Consider the following 619-nt stretch of genomic DNA (forward strand, 5'->3'; position numbering starts at 1 on the left):
GCTCAACCAGAAGCAGCTTCAGGCGCATCATCTCTCCGCCATGGACGTGCAGAACGCCCTGCGCAAGCAGAATATCGTGCTGCCCGCAGGCGATCAGAAAATATATAGAACGGACTGGATGGTGCAGACCAACGCCACACCACGGTCTATGGAAGAGTTAGGAGACATTCCCGTCAAGCGCGTAGGTAATGCCGTCATTTATGTGCGTGACGTAGCCAACGTGTACCGTGGCGGACACCCGCAGACCAACCTTGTGCTGGTTCAAGGCAAGCAGGGCGTCATGATCGTCGTCATGAAAAGTGGCGAGGCCTCGACCCTTGATGTCGTGTCCAGAACCAAGGAACTGCTACCTCGTGTCCGGCAGCTTGTACCGCCGGATGTCCATATTTCGGTGCTGAGCGATGCTCGGTATTCGTTAAGGACGCCATCAAGGATGTGGTGCGCGAAATGCTGACAGCCGCCGTGCTGACAGGTCTTGTCGTGCTGCTGTTCCTCGGCTCCTGGCGCTCCACCATCATTATTGCCACGTCTATTCCGCTGTGCATTCTGGCAGCCATCATCTGCCTGTTGTGGGCGGGGCAGACCATCAACGTCATGACACTGGGTGGCTTGGCGCTGG

At 57.0% G+C, this 619-nt stretch carries 1 pseudogene; it reads left to right on the forward strand.

Going from position 1 to position 619, the window contains the following annotated elements:
• A pseudogene (locus JCM25143_RS20465) lies at nt 1-619 on the forward strand (efflux RND transporter permease subunit); the annotation flags it as partial.

The sequence above is a fragment of the Acetobacter papayae JCM 25143 genome (assembly GCF_000613285.1).
GTDB classification, from domain to species: domain Bacteria; phylum Pseudomonadota; class Alphaproteobacteria; order Acetobacterales; family Acetobacteraceae; genus Acetobacter; species Acetobacter papayae.